Annotated in this window: 17 protein-coding genes and 1 pseudogene; 10 read left to right on the forward strand and 8 right to left on the reverse strand. The window is 66.5% G+C overall.

Annotation, left to right across the window (positions count from 1 at the left end; all coding sequences use genetic code 11):
* Window positions 1–40 precede the first annotated feature (40 nt).
* From OG300_RS23165 to OG300_RS23180, 4 genes are all read left to right on the forward strand, one after another.
* Window positions 41–1696, forward strand: a complete 1656-nt coding sequence (locus tag OG300_RS23165; protein ID WP_405484874.1) for an acyl-CoA synthetase — start codon at window positions 41–43, stop codon at window positions 1694–1696.
* A 282-nt stretch (window positions 1697–1978) separates the two neighbouring features.
* Window positions 1979–3640: an acyl-CoA synthetase gene (locus tag OG300_RS23170; protein ID WP_405484876.1), complete on the forward strand. Its 1662-nt coding sequence runs from the start codon at window positions 1979–1981 to the stop codon at window positions 3638–3640.
* Window positions 3641–3699: 59 nt separating this feature from the next.
* Window positions 3700–4272, forward strand: a complete 573-nt coding sequence (locus OG300_RS23175; RefSeq protein ID WP_405484878.1) for a hypothetical protein — start codon at window positions 3700–3702, stop codon at window positions 4270–4272.
* A 247-nt stretch (window positions 4273–4519) separates the two neighbouring features.
* Complete coding sequence (locus tag OG300_RS23180) at window positions 4520–5971, forward strand: PepSY-associated TM helix domain-containing protein (protein WP_405484879.1); 1452 nt, start codon at window positions 4520–4522, stop codon at window positions 5969–5971.
* 337 nt (window positions 5972–6308) lie between these two features.
* Here the strand turns inward: OG300_RS23180 and OG300_RS23185 are convergent, their stop codons facing one another.
* The 4 genes from OG300_RS23185 to OG300_RS23200 form a co-directional block, all read right to left on the reverse strand.
* Window positions 6309–7775 (reverse strand): DUF222 domain-containing protein, encoded by a 1467-nt coding sequence (locus OG300_RS23185; protein ID WP_405484881.1) that lies wholly within the window; start codon window positions 7773–7775, stop codon window positions 6309–6311.
* Window positions 7776–7930: 155 nt separating this feature from the next.
* Window positions 7931–8182, reverse strand: coding sequence for a hypothetical protein (locus OG300_RS23190; RefSeq protein ID WP_405484882.1), 252 nt, complete (start codon window positions 8180–8182; stop codon window positions 7931–7933).
* A gap of 11 nt (window positions 8183–8193) precedes the next feature.
* Entirely contained in the window at window positions 8194–9897 is a 1704-nt protein-coding gene (locus OG300_RS23195; RefSeq protein ID WP_405484884.1) for a sodium:solute symporter family protein, read from the reverse strand.
* Between the two features lie 148 nt (window positions 9898–10045).
* Window positions 10046–10489, reverse strand: coding sequence for a MarR family winged helix-turn-helix transcriptional regulator (locus OG300_RS23200; protein WP_405484886.1), 444 nt, complete (start codon window positions 10487–10489; stop codon window positions 10046–10048).
* Between the two features lie 96 nt (window positions 10490–10585).
* Between OG300_RS23200 and OG300_RS23205 the strand changes: the two genes are divergently transcribed.
* From OG300_RS23205 to OG300_RS23215, 3 genes are read left to right on the forward strand one after another with little or no spacing between them, the layout of a single operon-like run.
* Entirely contained in the window at window positions 10586–11047 is a 462-nt protein-coding gene (locus tag OG300_RS23205; RefSeq protein WP_405484888.1) for a MarR family winged helix-turn-helix transcriptional regulator, read from the forward strand.
* Between the two features lie 33 nt (window positions 11048–11080).
* Complete coding sequence (locus tag OG300_RS23210; protein WP_405484890.1) at window positions 11081–12559, forward strand: MFS transporter; 1479 nt, start codon at window positions 11081–11083, stop codon at window positions 12557–12559.
* Window positions 12556–13998 (forward strand): FAD-binding oxidoreductase, encoded by a 1443-nt coding sequence (locus OG300_RS23215; protein WP_405484892.1) that lies wholly within the window; start codon window positions 12556–12558, stop codon window positions 13996–13998. Before OG300_RS23210 ends, OG300_RS23215 begins: the two co-directional genes overlap by 4 nt.
* 183 nt (window positions 13999–14181) lie before the next feature.
* On the opposite strand, the gene galK is transcribed toward OG300_RS23215, so the two are convergent.
* Window positions 14182–15294, reverse strand: coding sequence for a galactokinase (gene galK, locus OG300_RS23220; protein ID WP_405484894.1), 1113 nt, complete (start codon window positions 15292–15294; stop codon window positions 14182–14184).
* A gap of 326 nt (window positions 15295–15620) precedes the next feature.
* Here galK and OG300_RS23225 point away from each other — a divergent pair, with 326 nt between their 5' ends.
* A complete protein-coding gene (locus OG300_RS23225; RefSeq protein ID WP_405484896.1) occupies window positions 15621–17087 on the forward strand; it encodes a diguanylate cyclase domain-containing protein in 1467 nt (488 codons plus the stop codon).
* 97 nt (window positions 17088–17184) lie between these two features.
* On the opposite strand, the gene OG300_RS23230 is transcribed toward OG300_RS23225, so the two are convergent.
* Window positions 17185–17970, reverse strand: coding sequence for a DUF6319 family protein (locus tag OG300_RS23230; protein ID WP_405484898.1), 786 nt, complete (start codon window positions 17968–17970; stop codon window positions 17185–17187).
* Between the two features lie 297 nt (window positions 17971–18267).
* Here OG300_RS23230 and OG300_RS23235 point away from each other — a divergent pair.
* Window positions 18268–18393: pseudogene (locus OG300_RS23235) on the forward strand (helix-turn-helix domain-containing protein); the annotation flags it as partial.
* Window positions 18394–19118: 725 nt separating this feature from the next.
* Window positions 19119–19433: a zinc ribbon domain-containing protein gene (locus tag OG300_RS23240; protein ID WP_405484900.1), complete on the forward strand. Its 315-nt coding sequence runs from the start codon at window positions 19119–19121 to the stop codon at window positions 19431–19433.
* A 123-nt stretch (window positions 19434–19556) separates the two neighbouring features.
* On the opposite strand, the gene OG300_RS23245 is transcribed toward OG300_RS23240, so the two are convergent.
* The gene (locus tag OG300_RS23245; protein WP_405484902.1) at window positions 19557–19943 is read right to left on the reverse strand and encodes a hypothetical protein; all 387 of its coding nucleotides are present in this window, start codon (window positions 19941–19943) and stop codon (window positions 19557–19559) included.
* 185 nt (window positions 19944–20128) lie between these two features.
* Window positions 20129–21013, reverse strand: coding sequence for an SGNH/GDSL hydrolase family protein (locus OG300_RS23250; RefSeq protein WP_405484904.1), 885 nt, complete (start codon window positions 21011–21013; stop codon window positions 20129–20131).
* Window positions 21014–21024 lie beyond the last annotated feature (11 nt).

The following is a 21024-nucleotide window of genomic DNA, read 5'->3' on the forward strand; positions in this document are numbered from 1 at the left end:
CGGAAGCGGCGAAGAGCTCAGCACTTCGGAGGTGGTCCGCATGGCCTCGGTATTGGAAACGGCGCAGCAGCGAGTGGCGCACACCGTAGAGGCGGTCAGGGGGATCGGGAGGCTGCGAGAGCTGGGGCTGACCGATCCGCGTGATCCCGTCGGGACGGTGCGAACCGCGTTGGACGGCAGGGTTTTCGGGCCGCCCGCGACCGCGATCCGCCGGGCCGCACGGCTTTTCCCGGACCAGCAGGCACTCGCCGACGAGCGCGGCACGCTCACCTATCGGGAACTCGAGGATCGGTCGAACGCGCTGGCCCGCGGATTGCAGCGGGCGGGCGTCAAACCCGGAACCGTGGTCGGGGTGCTGGCCCGCGATCACCGCGGACTGGTGCTGACCATGTCCGCGCTGGGCAAGCTGGGCGCGCGGATGGCGCTGATGAACACCGGATTCGCCAAACCGCAGTTCGCGCAGGTGTGTGAACGCGAGAACGTGCGAGTCGTGTTGCACGACAGCGAGTTCCTGGGCCTGCTGGACGCCCTGCCCGCGAACCTCACCCGAATTCTGACCTGGGTGGACGAGGGTACCGAGATCCCTTCCGGGGTAACGACTCTCGACGACCTCATCGCCGCCAACGCCGCGACCCCGCTGCCCGCGCCGAAGAAGGCGGGCGGCTTCATCATTCTCACCAGCGGCACCACCGGCCTGCCCAAGGGCGCGCCGCGCGACCACACCAGTCCGCTGGCCACCGTGCAGATGGTGGATCGCATCGACTTTCCGCACCGCGGGACCATGGTGATCGTCTCGCCCATCTTCCATTCGACCGGGTTCGCCACCTGGTTGGCGGGCTGCGCGTTCGGCAACAAGGTGGTGGTGGCGCGGCGCTTCGACGCCGAGCAGACGCTGCGGCTGATCGCCGAGCACAAAGCCGAGATGCTGGTCGCGGTGCCGACCATGCTGCATCGAATGGTGGAGTTGGACAAGAAGATTCGCGACAAGTACGACACCTCGTCGCTGAAGGGCATCGTGCTGGCCGGTTCCGCGCTCTCCCCCGAGCTCTCGATCCGCACCGCCGAGGTGTTCGGCCCGGTCCTCTACAACCTGTACGGCTCCACCGAATGCGCGATCGCGTCGGTGGCCCGGCCGGAGGATCTCGCGCTCGCACCCGGTACCGCCGGACGCGCCCCGCTCACCTGCGAGGTGGCGCTGTTCGACGACGACAAGGTCCGCATCCACGCCAAGAACGTGACCGGCCGGGTGTTCATCCGTTCGGGTTCACCGTTCAAGGGCTACACCGACGGCCGCACCAAGGAGATCATCGAGGGCTATATGTCCAGCGGCGATGTCGGGCACTTCGACGACAACGGGCTGCTGTTCATCGACGGCCGCGACGACGACATGATCGTCTCCGGTGGCGAGAACGTCTTCCCGCAGGAGATCGAGAACCTGCTGCTGGAGCGACCGGACGTGTTCGACGCGGCGGTGGTCGGGGTGGACGATGTCGAGTTCGGGAAACGGCTGCGCGCGTTCATCGTTCCCGAGCCGGGTGCGGAGATCGCTCCCGATGAGGTGAAGGCGTACGTCAAGAACAACCTGGCCCGCTACAAGGTGCCGCGCGACGTGTTCTTCCTCGACGATCTCCCGCGCAATGCCACCGGCAAACTGCTGCGCCGGGTCCTCGTGGAGTACGAGGCCCCCGCCTCCTGAATCGAAACCGACTGCCCCGGTCCAGGACCCGCACGGGTTTCCGGGATCGGGGCAGAGCGGCGCGGACAGCGACTCCGCGCCGACACCACGTGCTCTCCGCGACACGGGAGCAATCATGGGATGCATGCCACGAGCTGCGCGGTTTATTCGTAACCGCTGGTAACGGAGACCTCGGCCACACCGTCGCAGCCGGTGCTTGCTAGGGTTAGCACCGCACTGGATCTCGATGTAGCGGTCCGTCCGGCCGACTCGTCCGGCAGGGGATCGCGGAAGGTTGTACCCATGTCACTTGCCCTTCCATCGGCTGGCACGGTTCTGCGCAAGGCCGGTGATACCGCGCTCAGCGTCAACGCCATGGTCCGAGGGGGACTCTTCAATCCGCTGCGCCCGGATCATGCCGTGCGCTCGGCCCTCAACGTCCTGAAGTTCGGTCCGTTCGCGGGCGCGGTCGTGCACGGCGCGCAGACCAGCCCGAAGTCCGCGGCCATCGTCGACGAGGGCGGCGAGCTGACCTTCGAGCAGCTCGACAAGCAGTCCAACGCCTTCGCGCACGGCCTCGCCGCGCAGGGTCTGGGCCCCGGCGACGTGATCGGCGTGCTGGCCCGCGACCACCGCGGCATGGTGCTGAGCCTGGTCGCCGCCGGCAAGCTGGGCGTGCGCGCGGTGCTGATGAACACCGGTTTCGCCAAGCCGCAGTTCACCGATGTGGCCGCCCGCGAAAAGGTGAAGGCGGTGCTGCACGACAGCGAGTTCTTCGACCTGATGAGCGCCATCCCCGCGGACATCCCGCGCATCCTGACCTGGGTGGACGCCAAGGACAACGCCGACGCGTCGATCCCGACCATCGAGTCGATCGCGGCCGGGCAGCCGACCACCCCGCTGGCCCCGCCGGAGAAGCCGGGCGGCATGGTCATCCTGACCTCCGGCACCACCGGCACCCCGAAGGGCGCGCCGCGCGACAAGGTCAGCCCGTTCATCACCGCGCAGTTCCTGGATCGAATCCCGTTGCCGCGCAACAGCACCGTGGTGATGGCCGCCCCGATCTTCCACGCCACCGGACTCTCGCAGTTCACCCTCGCCATGGCGCTGGGCAACCGGGTCGTGTTCCAGCAGCGACGTTTCGACCCCGAGACCACGCTCGCGAATATCGACAAGTACCGCGCGCAGGGCCTGACCGTGGTGCCGACCATGCTGCAGCGCATCCTCGATCTGCCCGAGGAGACCCTCGCGAAGTACCACCCGAAGCAGACGCTGCGGGTCATCTTCGCGGCCGGTTCGGCGATCCCGCCGGACGTGGTCACCCGCACCCTCGACTACTTCGGTGAGTCCCTCTACAACGTGTACGGGTCCACCGAGTGCGCGATCATGACCGTCGCGATTCCGTCGGAACTGCGCAAGGCGCCGACCACCGCGGGCAAGGCGCCGGTCGGTATTCGCGTCGCGCTCTACGACGAGAACCGCAAGCGCATCAGCGCCCCGAACGTGACCGGCACGATCTTCATCGAGAACGGGCACTCGTTCAAGCAGTACACCGACGGCCGCACCAAGGAGTACGTGGACGGTCTGATGTCCTCGGGCGATGTCGGCCACTTCGACGAGGACGGCCTGCTGTTCATCGACGGTCGCGACGACGACATGATCGTCTCGGGTGGCGAGAACGTCTTCCCGCAGGAGGTCGAGAACCTGCTGTCCAACCGCCACGACGTGCTCGAGGCGGCCGTGGTCGGCGTGGACGACCGGGACTTCGGAAAGCGGCTGCGCGCCATCGTGGTTCCGGGTCCGGAATCCAAGCGCGATGTCCAGGAGCTCAAGGACTACGTCAAGGAGAACCTGGCCCGCTACAAGGTGCCGCGCGAGGTCATCTTCCTCGAAGAGTTGCCGCGCAACGCGACCGGCAAGCTGCTGCGCAAGCCGCTGATCGAAATGTCCGTCCCCACCGAGTGATTGCGTCGAAACGGTAGCTCTGCGGCCGGTGACCTGGCCGCACCGTTACCATTCAACCCATGCTCGACGATTCCGGCCGCGCCCCGGCGCGATCCCGCGGTGATGCCGCGGTATTGCGTGGTGGCGCGGCCGGTTCGGCGTCCGGGGCCCTCGCGGTGGCCGCGCACGCCTGGGTTTCGGGGGCCACGCCCCTGGAATCGGGCACGTTGACCCTGCTGGTGGCGGCCGCCGCCGCGGTCGGTGCGCTGGTCGCGAGCGTGAACGCCTTGCGCACCACCGTCGCCGGACTGGTGGCGGCGTTGATCGGCGGGCAGCTGCTGGGCCACTTCAGCATGATGTGGGGTTCGCCGGGCAGCGGTCATCGCCATCACTCCGCGTCGATGTGGAGTCCGGCCATGCTGGCCACCCATATCGTGGCGGCCTGTGCCGCGGCCGTGGTCATTCTCGGTGCGGAGGCCGCCTACCGGATCTGCACCACCGCGCTCGCGCGGGCGTTGCCGGCGCCCGTGTCGCTGCCGGTGCTGACCGGGCCGCCGCGGCTGCCCATCCCGCATCGGGATCTGGTCGTGCTGCGCGTGTTCGCGGCCGACGTCTTTCGCACGCGCGGGCCACCCGCGCTCGTTCGAGTCTGAATCTCTTTCCTTTTCACCTGGGAACTACAGCACCCGGGAGCCGGCCGTTCGCGGTCCGGGTTCATTCGCCGTACGCACCCGAGAGTCGTGGTGGTGTCATGCGCGTCCCGGTGTCTCCATGACCGCAGTGCGTACGTGATGGCAGTCGCGTGCGCGCCATGAGGGGGTCATGGCATGCCTGGACAGTCGCCGCCCGACGCTCGCGTCACGTGCACCCGGTTGTTCCCTCGAACCCGAAAGTCCTCTCGTGACGACCACCGAAAACGATGTCGATCAGGCATCGTCGTCCTCCCCTGCCCCGCCCGCCCCGAAACGCGATGCGAGCACGGCCTTTCAGGCTTTGATGCTGCGCCTGCACTTCTACGCCGGTGTCTTCGTGGCACCGTTCCTGCTGGTCGCCGTCGTGACCGGCGCCCTGTACGCGATCTCCCCGACCCTCGAGAACATCACCAGCAGCAATCTGCTGCACACCGATTCGACCGGTCCCGCCACCCCGCTGCACGAGCAGGTCGCGGCGGGTCAGGCGGTCGAACCGAAGCTGGCACTGGTCGCGGTGGCCCCGGCGCACAATGTCGGCGACACCACCCGGGTGCTCTTCAACGATCCGTCGCTGGGTGATTCGCAGCGGCGCGCGGTCTTCATCGACCCGGTGACCGCGAAACCGCTGGGCGACAGCGTGGTCTACGGCAGCGGCGGCGCGCTACCCATGCGCACCTGGCTCGACGAACTGCACCGCACCCTGCACCTCGGCGATGTCGGCCGCTACTACAGCGAGATCGCGGCCTCCTGGCTGTGGGTGATCGCGCTGGCCGGGCTGGTGCTGTGGATCCGCCGCGTGCGGGCCCGGCGCGAGAAGCGTTCGGCCGCCTGGCTGTTGCGCCCCGATCGTTCCCGTCCGCGTGCTCGCACTCTGAATTGGCATGCGGTCGTGGGCGTCTGGATCCTGCCGGTGATCCTGCTGCTCTCGGTGACGGGCATGACCTGGTCGAAGTACGCCGGTGACCACATCGACGCGTTGCGGAATTCGATGAGCTGGACGACCCCGGCGGTCAATGCCGAGCTCCCCGGCTCGACCATGCCGAACATGCCCGCGGGCGAGCACGCCGAGCACATGGGCGGCGGCACTCCTGCGCCGATGCCCGCCGCCAGCAAGGCCGCCCTGGTCGACACCGTCTACGGCGTAGCCCGCGCCAACAACCTGACCGGCCCCCTGGAGATCAGCATCCCGGCCCAGGACGGCACCGCCTTCGTCGCCCAGGAACTGCGCCTCCCCGGCCAGTACACCCGTGACGCCATCGCCGTCGACGGCACCACCGGCAACGTCACCGACCGGCTCCCGTACTCCGACTGGGGCCTGATGGCCAAACTCACCAACTGGGGCATCCAGTTCCACATGGGCCTGATGTTCGGCCTCGCCAACCAGCTCCTGCTACTGGCAGCCATGATCGGCCTACTGACAGTGATCGTCCGCGGCTACCTGATGTGGTGGCGCCGCCGCCCCACCAAGGACTCGAAGCTCGGCGCGGGCAAGGCCCCCCGCCGCGCCCTGGCCCAAACCCCACCGATCATCCTGGCTCCCTTGGCCATAGCAGCCGCAGCAGTCGGCTGGTTCGCCCCGATGATCGGCCTCCCCCTCCTGGGTTTCCTGATCATCGACGTCCTGCTGGGTGTGCGGACTCGCCTCCGCACCGCCGCCTGACATTTCGCCATCGCTGACCGGCATGGCCCCCGGACCGTGCCGTAAGCCTTCATCTCGAAGTAGCCAACCTCAGCGAAAACCGTTGAAGTACAGCGGCGCCCGAGGCATGCGTCAGCCACCATCGGAACCATGCCCAGAGGGTTCGCCGAGATTCGCCGCAGGTCGACATCGCCAGCGCCGCCCTGCTCCCGAACAGCACACCCCAGAACGAGAACCCGGGTGCCACTCGAACGGCTCTTCACAGGGGAGGACTCGGGTGACGCCGGGATGCGGCAATATTGCGACGAGCGGTTAGGGGCAGTGACCGGCGGCGGTCCGTCCCCCTTGCCTGCGAACGCTATTCGCGAGTGGGTCCGGCTCGCTTCCGGGCGCGATGGGTGGTGCGGGTGCGCAGGTCAGTGAGGGTGGCCACGGCCAACTCACCCACATGATGTCGGGTGTTGACCTTCGGGATACCAGTCGGATCCAGGGGCGGTGGCGCTATCCAACCCGTTCGGCCCGCGAATGGTGAATCCGGGGGCATGACAACCGTTTTCCAGCCATTCGGGGTGTCGTTGACCAGGGCGTGGCAGGCATCGCACGCCAAAGTCAGGTTCTCGATGTCGGTCGGACCGTCCTTGGACCAGTCGGTGATGTGATGCACCGCAGCCAAAGTCGCGGGCGCGTTGCAACCGGGGCGGGTGCAGCCACGTTCTGCGGCGATCAACGCCAGCCGTTGAGCCGGGTTGGCGAGGCGGTGCACTTTGCCCAGGTGCAGGGGCATGCCGTTGTGGTCGAAGATCGCCAGGAACGGGGTCGACTTCTCGGCCAGCCGCAACGCTTCCGGCAGAGGGACACTCCCGCCAGATGCGGTGGTAGCGACACCGGCACGGGCCTCGACCTCGGCCAGGCTCATCGTGAGGATCGTGGAGACCGGCAGGCCGCGATGCTCGCCGAGTCGGCCGGGGCCGCGTTCCGGACGCAAGAATGCCACCAGCGCATCGTGATTACGTTGTGCGGTCGAGCGACGGTCACGGTTTGCGGCGGCGTCGAGGATATCGCGGTCGACGTGTTCGGGAGCCCACGGGCTTTCAGGGTCGGCAGGATTGCACATGCCGGGCCGGGCGAGTTTGGCGAGAACGGGTTCGAGCAGTTCACGCAGTGTCGTAGTGATCTCACCGCTCAGCGGCGACATCCCACCCACACGCCGCTTACCGAACGTGACGCCGCGCCCGCGTTGACGGTCTTCGTCGTCGGTGAGGCTGCCGTCCGGGTCGAGGTAAGCCAGGATCCGATCACCGATCTTCGGGAGATCATCCGGAGTGGTGTTGGTGGCGAATTCGGCGAGTTGGAATTCGACTGTTTCTCGTTGTTCGACATCGAGTTTCACCGGCAGCCGGTCCATTATCCGCCCGATCACCCGAGCATGCTCAGCGGAGACCAGGCCAACGGATTGCGCCGCTGCGGTCCAGGGCAGCCACGGTGGCAGGGTCTGACCGGGAAGTTCCCGCGGTCCCAGCAGGGTCGCGGCCCGACACCGGGCGCGTGCGTCGGCAGCACCGAGGTGCAGGGTGTGTTCCAGGAAGCGCGGCATCGACTTCAACCCGGATTGTGCGGGGATGCCACGCATTTCGATCTGATGGAGCACCCGATGCTGTACCGCTGCCATCCGGCGCGTGCAGGATTCCATGTCCTGCAACAGCTTCACGACCTCGGAATCCGACATCGGATCGAGGTTGTCCTCGGCCAGGAAATCCACCTCATCGGAGAGGGCCGCCACATGGATTGCGGCAGCCGCTTCAAGTGTTTCCCCTCCCCGAGTCATCCCTCAATTCTACGCCGAGAAAGCCGCCAATTCGATCGAATTATATTGTTATGCAGCATATTTCAGAATTGCGAATGCTTCATACCACCCGACGGAAAGCTTGATCGAATAAGTCACCGTCGAAGGTCGGCGATACGAATCCACCGGCGAGCGGTTCACGTTGAAGTTCCATCTCGATCAGGCTCGTCAGCCGAGGGATCCTCGGGCTGGGTGACCGGACGGAGCCACATCCAGGCGAACAGCACCGCCGCTACGGCGAGCATGCCGAGGCCGGACCAGAGGTTGAGGTGGATGCCGTCGGTTTTGGCGGCTTCTTTGGCTGGGTCGTAGGTGACGGAGCAGATTATGAGGATGATGCCGTAGCAGGCGAGTAGGCCTGCTATCAGGCCTCGGATGTCGAAAAGCATTGGGGGCCTTCCTATCCGACGAAGATGTTCAGGGTGATGACCAGGCCGAGGGCGATGGCGGCGAGGAGGCCGGGGCGCTGGTACCAGGGGAGGGTGTCGGCTCCCGGGTCGGTGCGCATTTCCTTCGGGGTCTCGGAGTAGACGAGGCCGACGAGTTCGGCGCGGGGTTTGGGGCGGGTCGAGCCGCTGACGAAGACGCTGACCACGATGTCGACCACGAAGGCGAAGGCGGCGGCCACGAAACTCACGCCCTGGCCGGAGAGTTCGAAGACGTGCAGGCGGCTGAGCACGAAAATGAGGATGGCGGTGAGGGTTCCGGCGACCAGGCCGATCCAGCCAGCCGCGGGGGTCATGCGTTTCCAGAGCATGCCGAGGATGAACGTGGCGAACAGCGGTGCGTTGAAGAAGCTGAACAGTGTTTGCAGGTAGTCCATCATGTTGGCGAAATCGCCTGCGATGAAAGCGGTTCCGATGGCGGTGACGGTCGCGCCGAGGGTGGCCCAGCGGCCGACCGTCAGGTAGTAGCCGTCGGGCCGGTCCTTGCGTATGTATCGCTGCCACAGGTCGTAGCTGAAAACGGTATTGAACGCGGACACATTGGCGGCCATGCCCGCCATGAACGAGGCCAGCAGTCCGGCCAGCGCCACCCCGAGCAGCCCGTTGGGCAGGGTGTCCTTGATCAGGTACAGCAGCGCCTGGTTGTAGGTGACGTCGCTCTTGTACCCGGGGTCGAGGGTCATGTGGGTCTTGTAGTCGTCGATCTCCGGCGAGATGATCGCGCTGATCATGCCGGGAATCACCACGATGAACGGTATGAACATCTTCGGGTAGGCCCCGATGATCGGCGTGCGCTGGGCGGCGGAGATGGAGTTGGTGGCCAGCGCGCGTTGCACCTCGACGAAGTTGGTGGTCCAGTAGCCGAAGGACAGCACGAACCCGAGTCCGAACACGATGCCGATCATCGACAGGAACGAGTTGCCGAACCCGGTCAGCTCGGTACCGGGCCAGGCGTGCAACTGGTCGACACCGCCGGGTCCCTCGATCACCCTGACCCGCAACCCCTCCCAGCCGCCGACCTGATGCAGGCCGATCAGCGTCAGCGGAACCAGCGCGGCCACGATCACGAAGAACTGCAGCACCTCGTTGTAAATGGCCGCTGACAATCCGCCGAGGGTGAGATACGACAGCACGATCAGCGCGGCCACGATCACCGACACCCACAGTGGCCAGCCCAGCAGCACATTCACCACCGTGCCGAGCAGGTAGAGGTTCACCCCGGCGATGAGCACCTGCGCCACCGCGAAACTCAGCGCGTTCACCAGATGCGCGCCGGGCCCGAAGCGCCGCAGCATGAATTCCGGCACGCTGCGCACCTTGGACCCGTAGTAGAACGGCATCATGACCAGCCCGAGGAACAGCATGGCCGGGACCGCACCGATCCAGAAGTAGTGCATGGTGGCCATGCCGTACTGGGCTCCGTTGGCGGACATGCCCATGATCTCGACCGCGCCCAGATTGGCGGAGACGAACGCCAGCCCGGTCACCCAGGCGGGCAGCGACCGACCGGAGAGAAAGAAGTCGAGGCTGGTCGACACTCGCCGCCGGGCCGCCCAGCCGATCCCCAGCACCACCGCGAAATACAGTGCGACCAGGGCATAGTCGACGGGATCGGCATCCAGCCGGAGGACCTCGCCACCGGCCTGGACGCTGATCACAGGGTCGCGGGACGCACGGTCGGGGGTAGGGCGGCGAACGGCATACGGCTCTCCTGTCGAAACGATCACGAGATGACGCGGGCACGCTTGGTGACGGGCAATAGTACAGCCGCCCCCGGCCTCGACAGCCGCAGTGACACCGCCGATCTCAGTGGTTGTCGAGGACCCGGTTGAGCAGATCGATCACGGTTTCGGCCTCCTTGGCGGAAAGGCCGCGCACCAATTCGGTTTGGGCCTCGGCCAGCAGATCGCCCAGGCTCTCGAGGTGCTTCTTGCCCGCGTCGGTGAGGGTGATGATGTTGCGCCTGCCGTGGTTCGGGTCGGGACTGCGCCGGACATAGCCCTGCTCGACCATCGCGTTGATCGCCGCCACGATGTCGCTGCGATCGATCCCGGTGCAGCGCCCCAGATCCGCCTGACTGGACGGACCGAACTCGTCGAGCGCCGCGAGCATGGCGAAATGGTAACGGCGCGAACCTGTTCCGGTGAGGGCCTGGTCGGTCAGGCGGTTGGCCGTGATCGCCGCCTGGTTGATGACCCAGCTCGGGAGGGCGCGTAGGCGGGCGGGGTGGAGGTTGGCGGCGTCGTCCATCTCTCCAGGCTAACAAAAGTGTTGGTGTCACCATCATTGCGATGTATGTTGGACCTACCTACATTGGTCTCACCAACATATCGAGGTGCACCGCTCATGACGAACCCCACTCCCCCTATGACCCTCGGCCGCGCGCTCGGCGAGGCATCCTCCCGAGTCCAGAAGCTGCATCGGCGCGCCACCGCGGACTTCGATGTGGATTTTCCGACCTGGATGCTGTTCCAGCTGCTGCGGGAGAACGCTTCCGCGCTACCGGAAGCGGACATCACTACGGAGCTGAACCAGCGCATCGATCTGACCGGACCCGAAACCGCACGGCTGCTCGAACGAGCGCTCGCGGACGGATTCGTCACCTGCGACGGGGAGGGTCCGGCGACCAGCGTGGCGTTCACCGCCGCCGGATCCGAGCACTTCGCGAAGGTCTACGCGCACGCTCGCGCAGTGACCGACGCGGCCAGCGCGGGCATCGATCAGGAGCGCATCGCCGTCGCCATCTCGGTGCTGCAAACGGTTCTCGAACAGGCCAATCAGCTTCTCGCCCAGCAGAACTCGCGGTAGCGCAGTACCGATTCATCGAAGGAACCATTCGTCATGTCAGATCAAAGATCCGAGACCACGCTCACCGGTTCGTCTGCCGGCAGCGCGCAGGCGACGGTCGCCATGGTCATCATCGCGCTGGCGCGCTTCATGGTCGTACTCGACGGCACCATCATGATCGTCTCGCTGCCGAGTATCGATCGGTCACTGCACATCTCGGCGGCCGACCTCAATTGGGTGCTGAACGCCTACGCGCTGACCTTCGGCGGCTTCCTCCTGGTCGCGGGCCGGGTCGGCGACGCACTGGGGCGTAAGAACGTATTTCGCGCGGGGCTGATCCTGTTCGGAGTCGCATCACTGTTCGGCGGCCTGTCGGGTTCCGGCACCGAGCTCATCATCGCTCGCGCGGTGCAGGGGATCGGTGCCGCCATCGCGACGCCCGGCGCACTGTCCCTACTGGTCAGCACCTTCCCCGACGAGAAGCGGCGCACCCGGGCGCTCGGAATATACGGTGCCGCAACCGGTCTGGCGGCGCTGATGGGTTTGCTGCTGGGCGGCGTGCTGACCACCTACGCCAATTGGCGCTGGGTGCTGTTCGTGAACATTCCGGTGGTGCTGGCGATCCTGGTCGGGCTGGGTGTGCTCCGGGAGGGTGCGCGGGTTCGGATCAAGATAGATCTGCCCGGGGCGGTGAGCTCGACGCTGGGTATCGGCGCACTGGTCTATGCCGTCGATCGGGCCGGAGATCGGGGGTGGGGAAACACCTTCACCATCGTCTTCCTCCTGGTCGGCGTCGCATTGCTCGCGGTGTTCGCAGTCGTTCAGAGGGTCAGCGCGGAGCCCATGATTCCGCGACAGGTGATCGCGGATCCCGGACGTATCGGCGCGAATATCGTGACGTTCCTGTACTACTCGGGCTCGGTCGCCACCTACTTCTTCCTCACCCTCAACTGCCAGCAGGTATTGAACTATTCGGCGATCCGAACCGGTCTGGTGTTCCTGCCCTTGGCAATCGGATTCGGGATCGCGGCAGGCATCGCGCCGCAGCTGAAGGCGCGAACTTCGGAGCGGGCCGCGCTGTCGATCGGCTTGGGCATCGTCGCGCTCGGCAGCGTGATGTTCAGTCTCCTCACACCGCATTCGAGCATCTGGACGCTGGTCTTTCCCGCGAGTGTGGCGACCGGCATCGGTCTGGGCATCACCGCCGTGATCAGCACCGGCATCGGGGTGCGGGGTATAGATGATTCCGAGGCGGGAGTCGGCTCGGCGCTGCTGACCGCCTCCAGCCAGGTCGGCAGCGCGCTCGGCCTGGCGGTGCTCGCCACCATCGCCACCACGGCGACCCGGCACGCCGCCGCCATGACGAGTCCGAAAGATGCTCTGACCGAGGGCTATTCGGCCGGGTTTCTGGCAGCCGCCGGTCTCTACGTGCTGTGCATCATCATCGCGCTGGTCGTGATCAAGCCGATGAACCCACCCGCGACTGCTCGTTCGCCGCTGGAAGCAGGACGAGAATTGGACAGCCAGTCATGACGCCTCCTATCTCCCACAACAAGATTCGTCCGAAAGATGGGTTCGACCGCCGCCGGTTTCTGGCCTTCGGCGGCGGGCTGATGGTCACCGCGGTTCTGGCTTCGTGCTCGGCCGCCACCCCTATCCAGAAGGCCGTCGGCACCGATCTACGCAAGGCCATTCGCGGGCGAGTGCTGCTGCCGGACGATCCGGAGTTCGCGGCGGCGCGAATGCCGTGGAACCGCACCGTCGATCAGCCGGTGCTCGCGGTGGTCAAGCTCGCCGACGCGGCGGATGCGACAACCCTGGTCGACTACGCCCGCCGGACCGGCCTGCCGATTTCGGTCCAGCCCAACGGCCACGGCGCGGCCCCGGGAGTCGACGGAACGATCCTGGTCCGTACGACTCACCTCGACGAGACCACGATCGACCCCGCCGCACGCGTCGCGCGCATCGGCGCGGGCGTGGCCTGGGATCAAGTGCAGCGCGCGGCCGAACCACACGGCTTGACCGGGCTGGTGGGCAGCTCCCCCGCCGTCAGCGTCGTCGGCTACACCCTCGGCGGCGGCTCGAGCTGGTTCGGTCGCAAACACGGCTGGGCGGCAAAGAAACTCACCGCTGTCGAAGCCGTCACCGCCGACGGCAACCAGGTGCGCGCGACCGCGAACGCCGAGCCGGACCTGTTCTGGGCTCTGAGTGGCGGCGGTGGCGACTTCGCCCTGGTCACCGCAATCGAGTTCGGACTCGTCCCCGCCCCCGACATCTACGGCGGACGGATGCTGTGGCCGGCGAAACAGGCACTCTCCGTCTTCGCCGCCTACCGGGAGATCACGTCCACCGCCCCCGACGAACTCGCCGTCTGGATCCAGCTCGCACGACCGCCCGGCCGAGAACCTTTGGTAGGCATCGAATCCGCGTACCTGGGCGGCACGGCCGAAGCCGAGCGGCTCTTGGCACCGTTCGCAACCATCGACGGCTGCCTGAGCAATACCCATGCGGTGCAATCGGTCTCCACACTGGGATCGATCACCGCCGAACCGACCGCACCAACCCCGAGCCTCGCCTATACGCAATTGCTCGACACGCTCGACGACTCCGTCGTACACATGCTGCTCGAGCAACCGATCGACCCTCTGATCGGAGTGCAGATCCGTCATCTCGCCGGTGCGTTCACAACCCCGTGGAACGGCCCCGCCGATGCCATCACCGCGCCCTACCAGATCACCTTCCAGGGCGCTGCCCCCACACCGGAATCCAAACCCGCTGTCCAGGACCGGATTCAGCGATTCCTGACAGCTCTCGCCCCACACCTCGACCCCCGCACACCCTTCACCTTCCTCGCCCCAGGCCAATCCGCCACCAACGCCTTCACCCCCGGAACCCTGACCGAACTGCGGCGGATCAAACACACCCGCGATCCGAACAACCTCTTCCGAAGCAACTACCCGGTCCTCGACTAGTTCCCCGACATCCGAGCCGCTGCACCGAATACCGCACAGTTCTCGTTCATCCAGATCCCCGGCAGCGCCCCTTTCGGTCGTCCCCATTCTCGCGCCCCACAGCGGACGCCGGACGCCCGAGAGGTGCGCTGCCTTTCCTTCCGCCCGCGCTCCTGAACTATCTTGTGCAGCAACATAATTCGGTCAGGACAGGCGGTGCGCCCCGGCGACGGGGGTCACGGTGAAGGTACGTGGGGCGTCGAAGTTCTTGCTGGCGAAAGCTTCTCGGACGGCGGCGTCCACCCGGTCTGCGCGTTCGGAGTCGACGAGGGCGATGACGCTGCCGCCGAATCCGCCGCCGGTCATACGGGCACCGTGGGCGCCGTGGGCGACGGCGGCGGCGACCGCCGTGTCCAAGGGTGGGGCCGAGACGTCGTAGTCGTCGCGCAGGGAGGCGTGGCCCGCGGTGAGGATCGGGCCGATCACACGCGGGTCGGCACCGGCTCGCAATTGTTCGGCAATTCGCAGGACACGGGCGTTTTCCGTGACGACGTGCCGGGCGCGTCGCCGGAGCAGGGGGTCGGCGAGGCGGTCGACCAGCGCGGAATCGGTGATGTCGCGCAGGAATCCGACGCCCAATTGTTCGGCGGCGGCAGCACATTCGGCGCGGCGCAGCGCGTACTCGCCGTCCATCAGGTGGTGTGGGCTACCGGTGTCGAAGACCAGGAGGGACAGATCGAAGCGGTCGAGGTCGAAAGGGATCTGTTCGTAGGCGCTGTCGCGGGTGTCGAGGAACAGCACGTGGCCTGCCGTGCACAACATGGACGCGGACTGGTCGAGGATGCCGGTGGGGACGCCGACGTAGACGTTTTCCGCGGTGCGGGCGATATCGATGATCTCGGCGGCGGAGACGGTGGGCGCGAACAGGTCCCGCAGTGCGATGGCCACCGCGCACGACAGCGCCGCCGACGAGGACAGGCCCGCGCCGATCGGCACCGTCGAGTCGAGGTCGATCTCGACGCCGGGCACCTGGTGGCCGCGGCGCTCGAATTCCCGGATCACGCCGAGCGGATAGTGGGTCCAGGCGGGCAGTTCCGACCATCCGGCGGTGCCCAGCGCGATGGTGGTGGCGTCGATCGCGTCGCAGGGCGCCTGCCGAGATCGCAACCGCACCAGGCCATCCGGGCGCACGGCGGCGGTGCAGGTCATGCCGAGCGGCAGGGCCAGCGGCAGCACGAAGCCCTCGTTGTAATCGGTGTGCTCGCCGATGAGATTGACTCGCCCGGGCGCCCACCATCGTCCCGCTGTCGATTCCACTGCGCTCCTGTTCGAAGAGTCGTGCGGGCCGAACGGTTCGAAATCGCAGCGAGCATAGCGAGTCATCCGGAAAGCGGTCCTACGGGTTCATCGAAGTCCGCTCCGCGGCGGTGTGGTTCATGTCATGATCGGATCGGTTGCCCAATATGTGGCAGCGCCTCTGTCGACCGGGCACTCTGCCACCGCTGTACGGCGACCTATGCTCGTACGGCAACATACTCGGTTGATGATCGGCGGTGTCTTTTCGAGTACTGCTCGGACTAGGGGGGCTGGTGGGAACAGACGCAGAACCGGCCGAACGGTCTGGTCCGCGCTTCAGGATCGGCATGTGCTCCGTCGTGTTCGGCTGTGCGGTCCTCATTCTGGTACTCCCCCTCATCGACGAATCCCGCGCGGTGGCGCTGGGCACGCTGTTCGTCTCGGTGATCCTCAGCCTGATCATGATCGGCATCGGCATGCGGCGCTATCGCCCCAGCCATCCGCTGCCCTGGTATCTCCTCTCCGCCGCCGCCGTGCAATTCGCCATCGGCACCGCACTGCGCCACGTCAGCGAATCGCAGCGGCACCCCTTCGACGATCTGTTCACCCTCAGCGGTTACTGCTGCGTCGGCGCGGCCGCGTTCCTGTGGCTGCGCCCGCGCCACAACAGCACCGACCACGACCTGCTGCTGGATTCCGGCCTGATCGGACTGGGCGCGCTGCTGCTGTCGTGGACCTTCCTCATCTCGCCGGTGCTGCACATGTCGCACGGCGTGCACCTGGCGACCGTCACCGCCGTCGCCGATCCCATCGTCGACGCCCTGCTGCTCACCGTGGTGGTGCATTCGGTGATCACCTCGGCGCGCTCGGAAACCTCACTGCGCCTGGTGTATCTGGCCATGCTGGTGATCCTCGTCGGTGACCTGGCCTACAACCTGGAGACGGCCGGTTCGGCGGTGTTCGGACGCCAGATCCAGCTGCTGCCACTGCAACTGGGCTTCACGCTGATCGGCGCGGCCGCCCTGCATCCGACCATGGTGGTCCTCGGCGGCCCGCGCGACATCCACGCGCACCGTTCCCGGCAGCGTGCCAGTGCCATCGCCATCGTGATGATCGTGGCCTCGCTGGTGCCGGTGGTCGGTTCCAGTCTCGACACCCTGGATCGAATCGTGGTGTCGTCACTGTTCGCGACGCTGCTCTCGGGCGTGCTGCTACGCAGCGAACGTGCCATCGAACGCAGCGCCCGCAGCGAACGTCGCGCGCAGTACCAGGCCGATCACGACATGTTGACCGGACTGCTCAACCGCGCCGCACTGCTGCGGGCGCTGCATCGTAATCGGGAGCGCTGGGCCGGACAGCCGCTGGCGCTGCTGTTCATCGACCTGGACGGATTCAAACGGGTCAACGACAACTACGGCCACGCGGTGGGTGACGAGTTGATCGCCAACGCCGCGGCCAGAATTCGGCGGGTGATCCGCCGGGACGACGCCGCGGCGCGCTATGGCGGTGACGAGTTCGTGGTGCTCGCGCCGCTGGCGCAACCGCAGGCTCGGCAGCTGGCCGAACGACTACTGGCCACGCTCGGGGAACCGTTCGAACTCAGTGCGGCGGAAGTGTGCATCGCCGCCAGTATCGGAATCGCCTGCAGCAGTGCACGAGAACCGGACACCACCGTGTACGAGCTGCTGCGGGAAGCGGATTCGGCGATGTATCACGCCAAGGAATACTCACTCGGCTACATCTTCCACGACGATATCCGCCGGGGACGGCCCGAGACCGGGCCGCGCACCTGGCATCGTGAATCTGCGGTCTGAACCGCGAATTCGAAGTCTGCACCACCGAATCCGCGGGACGACCGGACATCCGCAGGAGCTCCGCCCTGAGCGCGGGATGTCCGGTCAGCGGGTGAGATCAGTCCAGGTCGTCGAGTAGCCGACGCGCGGACTCGAGCTCGGCCTGCAGCTGCTCGACCTTGGCGCGCTGGCTGGCGCGCACCGACTCGACGATGGAGTCGACGACCTCGGCGACCTCCGGGTGCAGCAGCTTGGCGGCCTGAGAGACCGCCGATGTCGGCACGGCCAGACCGCGCAGGGCGCGCTTCTTGCCGTTGACCACATCCATGGTCCACTCGCCGTCGGCGGTGCCGTTGAGGGTGATGACGACCTCGGGGGTCTTGGGCTTCTTGGCGGCGGCACCGGCGTTGGCGGCATTGCGGGCCGGACGCGACGCGGCCTTGGCGGCCTTGGCGGCGTCGGCCGCGGGGTCCGCCGGAGCCTGTGCGGCTTCGGGATTCGCGACAGGAGCGGAGGGCTGGGTGTTCGGAACGCTCGGCGGGGCGGCCGGCGTCGTCTCGGTCGACGACATCGTCACGGTGGGTTCCTTCCTGGTTGCCGTTCTGGGTTTCGCGGCGGCCGCGGTCTGGGCGGCCGCTTTCGGTGCGCCTTGTCGTGCCGGTTTGTTCAGGGTCACCTCGGTCGGGCCGAAGGACAGCACGTCCTTCGAACCGGTCGGCTTCACCTGCAGGAAATCTCCCTCGGACGGATCACCGAGGGACATCACCTTTCCGGAACGACCTTCCGGCACGCCGACCGCCGATGCGGTGAACCACACCATCGGTGGCCGGCCCGCGTCGATTGCCGCGGCGATCTGCCGAATTTCGGTATCCGACAAGGGTTGTGGCTTGGTACGGGTCGACATGGGGACACTCCGGGCGGACGGGGCGGACATCAGCGTGCCAAGAGCATGCACCATGGCACCGACAAATCCACATCCGCAGACAGCGCACCAGCACCGCCGCGCAGGTCAGTGAACTTTTGGCAACTTATTCGAGCCTGGCTCACCGAGCCCCGTTGTGACGGCCCACCGAGCATGGCCGGCGCTGGTGATCCTAATACCTGTGACAGAACTGATCGTTTCCGGTGGGCAAGGATAGCCGAGCAGGCAGTGTTGCGTGTGTCATATTCTTGTCGGTGCCCGCTGGCATACTCGCCGATGATGAGCAGGCACACCACCTTCCGGTACCGCCTCGACCCCACTGCCGAACAGGCCGTGGGGTTGGCACGTCATGGCGGGGCGGCTCGGTTCGCCTACAACCAATGCCTGGCGATGGTGAAGACGGCTCTCGCCCAACGTGATCGGAATCCACAACGTAAAGTGCCCTGGACCGGCTTTGATTTGATCAACGAGTTCAATCGGTGGAAGAAAACCGAGGCCGCTGGACGCGTGTTCGTCGTCGATACTCGTGGGGTCGCCGATAAACAGGTCACCGGCGTGGCGTGGCGGGATCAGGTGAGCCAGCAGGTGTTCGAGGAAGCCGCTGTCGATTGTGGGCGGGCTCTCGCGGCGTTCACTGACTCCCGCAAGGGGATTCGCAAGGGCCGCCGGGTCGGGTTCCCGCAGTTCAAAAGCAAGAAGCGGGCGACGCCGTCGTTCCGGATTCGCAACAAACACTCGAAAACCGGTGCCCGCCCACCCCTCCGGGTCGGTGACGGCGGCCGTGTCCGCAGTATCACCCTGCCTGGTCTCGGTGTGATCGCGGTGCGGGAGGACACCCGTAGATTGCGGCGGATGCTCGCTGGCGGGCGCGCGAAAATTCTGTCGGTCACGGTTGTGCAGCGGGCAGGCCGGTGGTTCATCAACCTCACCTGTGAGGCCGCTGATCTGCATCCCACCCGCCAGCATCCCCACCGTGATACCCATGATCAGAATGGTTGGGTCGGGCTGGATCGAGGCTTGTCGGCGTTTCTCGTTGCCGTAACCGTTGTGTGGCGCGCGCGATCAGTGATGCCGGATGGTCGGATTTCGCGCGGCTGCTCACCTATAAACAGCGGTGGCGTGGTGGGGTCGTGGTCTGCGCCGATCGCTGGTATCCCTCCAGTAAACGGTGTAGTGCCTGCGGGGAAATCAACGCGAAGCTCACCCTTTCAGACCGGCTGTTCGTGTGCGCGTGTGGTTTTCGTACCGATCGTGATCTGAACGCGGCGGTGAACCTGGCGCTGTGGGCGGCCACCCACCAGCAAGACTTTCTGCGATCCCCGGACCTCCCAGCAGGGGGCCGGGTCATCAATGCCCGCCGACGCGAAGGCGCTGACCGACACCCCGGTGTTGGTGAAACCATCGCGGATGACGCGGGAACCCCCTCGCACCCGGTCCGGGTGTGAGGGGGACACCCGAGAAGGGTGCTGTAGACGAACCCCATCAACCGCGGTTTCGAAACAGGCTGTAAGCGTGCACCCCTGTCCCCAAATTTCGAGGACACCAGCCTCAGCCCCGCGCCCGAAGCGTCAGAGCTGTTCGACCCCGCGCAGCACACAGCGGACGGTCTGCGGACGGTCCTGCGGATCCAGCCGGGTCTCGGTGGTGAAATCCTGGGTGGTGCCCGGCGCGACGAGCACCTCGGTGCGGGTGCGTTCCAGATCCGTCGATTCCGGTGTCATGAAACTGATCACCACCAGATACCGGTGCTCGACCACGTCCCGGTTGCTCACCACGGCGGTGGCCTGCCAGCCCGCGGAGGTGCCCGCGCAGCCGGTCACGAAGGCGCTGCGCTGCATTTCGGCGGTGCCGGCGGCGGATACCTCGACAGCGGGCTCACTGGTATGGGAGCAGCCGGTCATGAGCGCCGCGCATCCCGAGATGACACCGGCGATCCTCCGGTAGGGGGCGATCATGAATCTCCCTTTCCACCGCGCACTTCCGCCCCCCGCAATCCTGTTGCGGCTGGTTAGCCGCGGGGCAGAGAGTACCGCAGCGGGACCGCGTGTCGTCACATGACGCGGCAGGCGTGTCGCCCTTGAAAACGGGGTCTGATCACGCCTTTCACCCTCGGCGAGAAATCTCTCCGGAGCCGAATCGGTCAGCCGATCGCCTCGAGCACGCGTCGCGCCTGATAGTCCGCGCCCAACTGATTGGGATGGAACGGCACCGCCAGGCCGATCGGACTGCCCGAATACGGCAGCAGGCCCTCGACCCAGCGGGTGCCGATCGGCTTGCAGGCGTCGTGCCCCGAACTGCCGTTGTAGGTGTCGACGAACTGCACCCCGGTGGCGCTCGCCACTCCGGCGAGCATGTCGTGCAGTTCGATCAGCTTGTGCCCCAGCCACATCGCGTCGCCGTCGGAGATCGGGATCTCCGGCCAGCAGCCGCCGTCCAGCCCGATGCCCTCGAAGTAGTCGAGCAGCAGGATGCGCGCATGCGGTGCGCGCTCGCGGATTCCGGCGATGGTCGCCTGCACCCGCGGCGCGGTCGCGGCGATGTGCTGCGACATCTGATCCACGCCGTCGACGATCTTGGCGTTCAGGCACGGGCTGACGGTCGGGTCGAGGGTGAGGCAGTCGGTGACGGTCGCGGCCAATCCCGCGTCGTTGCCGCCGATTTCGAGGGTGACCAGGTCGGTGTTCTCGGTGAGCCGGTCGAATTGCGGCGGGTTGTCGCCCGCGCTGGTGTGCTGCGGTGCGGTCATGTTCTTGGTCTCGGCCCCACCGCAGGTGGCGTCCTGGAACACGGGGACGGTGAGGGCCGCGGCGACCTGTTTGGCGTAGTCGCGAATGCTCTGCACGCAGGGCAGCGGCGTGAAGGCGGTGGTGACCTGGCTCAGGGTGGCGTCGGCGGCCCACGAGTCGCCCAGCGCCACATACTCGTTGATCGAGCCGGAGTCTCCGGGCTCAGCGTGGGCGGCGGCCGCGGTGGGCAGCAGGGTCGCGAAAGCGGTGGCGGTGAGCAGGGCGCGAGAGATCTTCATTGTTCTTTGTC

Origin of the sequence: Nocardia sp. NBC_00511, from assembly GCF_045161165.1 — a bacterium.
Lineage (GTDB): Bacteria > Actinomycetota > Actinomycetes > Mycobacteriales > Mycobacteriaceae > Nocardia.